The organism is Cellulomonas algicola, from assembly GCF_003851725.1.
In the GTDB taxonomy this organism is placed as follows: domain Bacteria; phylum Actinomycetota; class Actinomycetes; order Actinomycetales; family Cellulomonadaceae; genus Cellulomonas; species Cellulomonas algicola.
In genome coordinates this window covers 1-6220 of record NZ_BHYL01000017.1, presented here as the reverse complement: position 1 = coordinate 6220, position 6220 = coordinate 1, and the positions used below count along the sequence as shown (strand labels likewise).

3 protein-coding genes are annotated in these 6220 nt (G+C 74.9%); all 3 read right to left on the bottom strand.

Annotated features, from left to right (window positions below; genetic code table 11):
* Positions 1-3916 (bottom strand): bifunctional nitrate reductase/sulfite reductase flavoprotein subunit alpha (locus CTKZ_RS01015; RefSeq protein WP_124341182.1); only part of this gene is annotated, 3916 nt, incomplete at its 3' end.
* A 31-nt stretch (positions 3917-3947) separates the two neighbouring features.
* Positions 3948-5333, bottom strand: a complete 1386-nt coding sequence (locus tag CTKZ_RS01010; protein WP_124341181.1) for an MFS transporter — start codon at positions 5331-5333, stop codon at positions 3948-3950.
* A 139-nt stretch (positions 5334-5472) separates the two neighbouring features.
* Positions 5473-6220: ATP-binding cassette domain-containing protein (locus tag CTKZ_RS01005; protein ID WP_124341180.1), on the bottom strand; the 748-nt coding region annotated here is incomplete at its 5' end.

Genomic DNA, 6220 nt, shown 5'->3' with positions numbered 1-6220 from the left:
CGGCCGGCGGGTGGAAGTGCGTCGACGGCTGCACGTACGCGGACACCGACAGGTCCGGGCCGGCGTCGGCGAGGAACGTCGAGCACACCCCGCCCCGGGCAGCGCCCGACGGCCCCTCGTACCGCACGACGGACATCGTCAGGCGGACGCGGTGCGGGTCGACGAGCGGCGACGACGAGATCGAGTACTGCCGCGGCTGGAGGCGGCGCAGCACGTCCGCCCACTCCTGGGCCGTCGCGTCGACGCGCAGCTCCCCGACGACGTCGACGGCCTGCCGTCCCCACAGCCACTTCGCGAGGTCGTTGCGGTTCTCGGAGCGCAGGAGCCGACGCAGCCGCTCGCTGCCGGACCGCTCGTGCACGAACCGCAGGAGGTCCTGCGACGGGCGCGTGGCGTCGAGCTCGTCGCGCAGCGCGACCGCGAACGGGACGGTGCCGACGCCCTCGACGGTGACCGGCGCGTCGGCGGCGACACCCGTCACGGCGAGCCACTCCTCGACCACCGACGCGGCGTTGACGGGCCGGACCGCGAGCGCGTCACCGGCCGCGTACGGCATCGGCAGCGGCGACTGCGACGTGTCGAACCAGACCTCGCGGACCTCCTTCGCGGAGCCCGGCAGGCTGAGCAGCCGGTTCCCGACGAGGCGCGCGACGCCGGGACGCGCGCGCGTCGCGCGTGCGGGAACGGCCGTGGCCCGCCCGGTCGGGGCGAGGGGGCGCTCGACGACGGTCGCAGCGCCGACGAGCGGCTCACCCGGGCCGCGCGCGTCGAGCGGGTCGCCCGTGGGCCTGACGTCCGGACCCGCTCCCGGGATCGCGCCGGCGCCGGTCACCGCTCCGTCGGCGGGCGGGGCGTCGTCGGCGGGCGCGGCGGTCGCCGCGGGTCCACCGGTGAGGACCGCGACGACGTGCTCGGTCCACCGCTCGGCGGTCTCCTCGTCGCCCGGCTCGCACTCGCCGCGGTCGACGAGCCGCTGCGCGCCGAGCTCCGCCAGGCGCCGGTCGACGCGTCGGCCGTGCCCGCAGAACTGGTCGTAGCTCGAGTCGCCGAGCGCGAGGACGGCGAACCGCGACCCGTCGAGCCGCTGCGCCTCGGGGTCAGCCAGCGCCTCCCAGAACGCCGTCCCGTTGTCGGGGGCGTCGCCGTCACCGAACGTGCTGGTCACGACGACGAGGTCGGCCCGCCGCGGCAGCGCACCGACGGCGTCGTCCATCGCGAGGACCTCGGGCGTGCGCCCGCCGTCGGCCAGCCGGGCCGCCACACGCTCGGCGACCTCCTCCGACGTGCCGGTCTGCGACGCCCACAGCACGACGAGCGGCCGCACGGGCGCGGGCGCGCGAGCCGGTCCGCCGGTCGCGGCACCCCGCGACGAGGACTGCGGTGCGCGCGAGAACATCCCGGCGAGCAGCCCGTCGACCCAGAGCGCGGACGTGCCGTCGAGCGGCGCGGTCGGCGGCAGGACGGGGGTGCCGGTGACGTCGCCGCCGCCGAGCCCGGCGAGGAAGCCCGCGAGGTAGCGGCGCTCGTCGTCGCCCAGCACGGGAGGCCCGAAGTCCTCGAGGCCCAGCGCGCCTGCGAGCGCGCGCATCGCCCGCGCACCGTCGGTCACGGCGTCGTCGCCCGTCGTCCCGTCGGGGCCGAGGGGGGAACCGCCGGGCGACGGGTCCACCTCGCCCGCGTCGGTCGCCGCCGGCGTGCCGGCCACGGGAACGGGCGGCGGGGCGACCAGCGTCACGGACACCGCGCACACCTTGAGCTCGGGCTGGAACGACAGCGGGTCGACGGCGTCGTTGGTGACGGCGTTGACGGACAGGTACTCGCCGAACAGGTCGTTCCAGTGGAACGGCGCGAACAGCGACCCTGGCCGCACGCGGTCGGTGACGACGACGGGCAGGACGGCCCGGCCGCGGCGGGACGCGACCTCGACGGTCGCGCCGTCGACGACGTCGAGGCGTGCCGCGTCGTCCGGGTGCAGCTCGACGAACGGGCCGGGGTTGAGCTTGGTGAGCTTCGCGACGCGGCCCGTCTTGGTGAGCGTGTGCCACTGGTGCTGGACGCGGCCGGTGTTGAGCAGGAACGGGTAGTCGTCGTCCGGCATCTCCTTCGCCGGCAGGTGCGGGCGCGCGTGGAAGACGGCCCGGCCCGACGGGGTGGCGAACCGCAGGCGCGGGACGGTGCCGTCGTCGTCCACCAGCAGCGGCTGGTGGACCCCGTCGTTGACGTACCGGACGGGGTTGCGGGCGGGCCCGTCCGGCGACGCGGACGGCCACTGCACGGGCGCGGCGCGCAGCCGGTCGTACGTGACGCCGCGCAGGTCGTAGCCGGTGCGCGGGTTCGTGGTCCGCCGGATCTCCTCGAACACCTCCTCCGACGACGCGTACGCGAAGCCGGGGTAGCCCATCGCGGTGGCGACGCGCGCGATCAGCACCCAGTCGGGCAGCGCCTCGCCGGGCGGGTCGAGCGCGCGGCGGGCGAGCGTCATGCTGCGCTCGCTGTTGACCATGACGCCGTCGCCCTCGGTCCACATCGCCGCGGGGAGCACGACGTCGGCGTACGCGTTGGTCTCGGTCTCGGCGTACACGTCCTGCGTGACGACGAGCTCGGCGTTCTCCAGGCCCTCGATGACCGTGCGGCGGTTCGCGACGGACGCGACCGGGTTGGTGCAGATCACCCAGCACGCCTTGATGTCACCCGCGGCCATCTGCTCGAACATCTCGATCGTGCCGCGCCCGACGCCGTCGGACCGGATGGTGCCCGCGGGCAGGTCCCAGAGGTCCTCGACGAACGCCCGGTCCGCGGGGTCGAGCACCGTGCGCTGGCCGGGCAGGCCGGGGCCCATGTAGCCCATCTCGCGGCCGCCCATGGCGTTCGGCTGGCCTGTGAGGGAGAACGGTCCGCTCCCCTGCCGGCAGATCGCGCCGGTCGCCAGGTGCAGGTTCACCAGCGCGTTCGTGTTCCAGGTGCCGTGCGTCGACTGGTTGAGCCCCATCGTCCAGCAGGACACCCAGTTCTCCGCGCCCGCGATCAGCGCCGCCGCCGCCCGCAGGTCCTCCTCCGCGACACCCGTGATGCTCGCGACGACGTCCGGCGGGTAGTCGGCGAGGAGCTCCGGCATCGCGTCCCAGCCCTCGGTGTGCGCCGCGACGAACTCGTCGTCGACCGCGCCCGCCTCGACGAGCAGGTGCAGCAGTCCGTTGAGCAGCGCGATGTCCGTGCCGGACCTCACCTGCAGGAACAGGTCGGCCTTCTCCGCGGTCGCCGTGCGGCGCGGGTCGACCACGATGAGCTTCGCCCCCGCCTTGACCCGGTCGAGCAGCCGCAGGAACAGGATCGGGTGGCAGTCGGCCATGTTCGCGCCGATGACGAGGAACACGTCGGCGTGGTCGAGGTCGTCGTACGACCCGGGCGGGCCGTCCGAGCCGAGCGACAGCTTGTAGCCGGTGCCCGCGCTCGCCATGCACAGCCGCGAGTTCGACTCGATCTGGTTGGTGCGCAGGTACCCCTTGGCGAGCTTGTTCGCGAGGTACTGCGCCTCGATGCTCATCTGCCCCGACACGTACAGCGCGACGGCGTCGGGCCCGTCCCGGTCGACGATCTCGCGCAACCGCCGCGCGACGGTCGCGACCGCCTCGTCGACGCCCGTCGGGACGGGCTCCGACCCGCGCTCGGGCCGCACGAGCGCGGTCGACAGCCGCCCGCCCGCCGCGAGCAGGTCGGCCGTCGTCGCGCCCTTCGTGCACAGCCGCCCGTGGTTCGCCGGGTGCGCCTTGTCACCGCTCGCCCTGCGGACCGTGCGGCCCGTGCCGTCGTCGACGACGTCGAGCACCAGGCCGCAGCCCACACCGCAGTACGAGCACACGGTGGCGACCTGGGTCGTCGCCGTGTGCTCGTGCTGCGCGGTCGCGATCGCCGTCACGCTGGGATGTCCTCCGGGGCCGGGGGCAGGGTCAGATGACGGTGGAGCCGAAGGCCGAGCCGCGGCGCCGGTAGACCGCCCACGTGGTGAGGGCCATGACCGCGTACGTCCCGACGATCACCCAGAGTGCCGCCTGGATGTTTCCGGTCAGTGACGTCGAGACGGCGAACCCGCGGGGCACGAGGAACCCGCCGATCGCGCCGACGGCGCCCGCGATGCCGATGCAGCCCGCCGCGGCCTTCGCGCGGCTCGCACGCGTCTCGTCGGTCGCGCCGAACCGGAACACCGCGGGGATCATCCGGTAGACCGAGCCGTTGCCCGCGCCCGTCGCCACGAAGAGCAGCAGGAACGACAGGAAGAAGCCGAGGAAGTGGTGCGCCCGCAGGGCGACGATCGCGCCGACGGTCCCCGCGGCCATGACCGCGAACGCGGCGATCGTGACGGTCGAGCCGCCGAACCGGTCCGCGAGGATGCCGCCGACGGGCCGCGCGACCGAGCCGACCAGCGCCCCGGCGAACGCGATCGAGAGCGTCACCTCGGGGAACTGGGCCTGGAGCAGCGTCGGGAACGCCCCGGAGAACCCGATGAACGAGCCGAACGTCCCGATGTAGATGAACGAGATGATCCACGTGTGCTTGTCGCGCGTCGCGACGCCGTACGCGCGCGGGTCGGCCTTGGCGTTCGACAGGTTGTCCATGAACCGCCAGGCGAGGAACGCGGCCAGGATCGCGAGCGGGATGAACATGAGCCCCGCACGCTCGAGCTGCAGGCCGGCCGCACCGACGACGACGAGCGGCACCGCGAACTGCACCGCGGCGGTGCCGATGTTGCCGCCCGCGGCGTTCAGCCCGAGCGCCCGGCCCTTCTCCGCCTCGGGGTAGAAGAACGAGATGTTCGCCATGGACGACGCGAAGTTGCCGCCACCCACGCCCGCGAGCGCCGCGATGCCGAGCAGGGCGCCGAACGACGTCTCGGGGTTCTGCACCGCGATCGCGAGCGCGCTCGTGGGGACGAGGAGCAGGAGCGCGGACACGATCGTCCAGTTGCGCCCGCCGAACAGCGGGACCGCGAACGTGTAGGGGATGCGCAGCGACGCGCCGACGAGGCTCGGCACGGCGATCAGCCAGAACATCTGGTCGACGGTCAGGTCGAAGCCCGCGGCGGGCAGCCGCGGCACGACGATGCTCCACAGCGCCCAGACGGCGAACCCGAGGAACTCCGCGAAGATCGACAGGCCGAGGTTGCGCGCCGCGATCGCCTTGCCGACCGAGCGCCACTGGGCGGTGTCCTCGGGGTTCCAGCCGTCGATCCAGCGGCCGGGGCGGACGGTGAGCGGCGCACCGGTCGCGACAGGGGTCGCGCCGGTGGTGGTCGTGGTCGACGCCTCGGCGTCGGGGGTCGCGAGCGGTGTCGCCATGGGGACCTCCGGGAGGGATGGGGGCTCGGACGCAGGCGACGCTACGAACGGCATGTTTCGTCCCGCCCACCGGCCGCGTTGCGCGGCGGGAACAGTTCCCGCACGGGGTGCCGGACGCGGCTGTGAGGTCGCGGCCGCGTCAGCTCAGCGGGCGGAGGCGCTGCTCGGTGTGCGGCACGGCCAGCACGAGCGGTGCGCCGACCTGCAGGTCGAGCACGGCGAGGTCGGCCGGGCGGACGTCGACCAGGATGTCCCCGCTGGTCCGGACCCGCACGCCCGTCGTCCCCGGTTCGAGGTCGACGACGCGGGTCTCCCAGCGCACGACGCCCGTCGCGGGCTCGTGCGCCGTCGCGGCCCGGTGCGCCTCCACCGCGGACGGCGCGAAGGTCAGCCGGGCGAGGGTGCCGGCGCGGAGGCCCGGGGGGCACGGGACGCGCAGGCCGTCGGCCGTGACGACCGCCGGGCCGGACGCGTCGTCGGCGACCGTGCCGAGGAGGAGGTTCGTGCCGCCCAGCGCGGCCGTGAACGGGTGCGCGGGGTCGGCGAGCACGTCGACGGGCCGGCCGCGCTCCACGACCGTGCCGTCGACGAGGACCAGCACCTCGTCGGCGAGCGTGAGCGCGTCGAGCGCGTCGTGCGTGACCAGCACCGTGGCGGTCCCGGTGGCGCGGACCTGCTGCCGGACGACGTCCCGCAGTGCCGCGGCGGTCCGGACGTCGAGCTGCGCGAACGGCTCGTCGAGCAGCAGTGCCGCGGGGTGCGCGGCGAGCGCACGCGCGAGCGCGACGCGCTGGCGCTGCCCGCCCGAGAGCGCGGTCGGCCGCCGGTCGGCGAGCCCGGCCAGGTCGACGCGGCCGAGCCACTCGTCCGCCTCGGCCCGTGCCGAC

What these genes read in the sequence shown, in the direction of transcription:
- CTKZ_RS01010 (WP_124341181.1), bottom strand. Translation starts at nt 5,333, where the DNA reads ATGGCGACACCGCTCGCGACCCCCGACGCCGAGGCGTCGACCACGACC.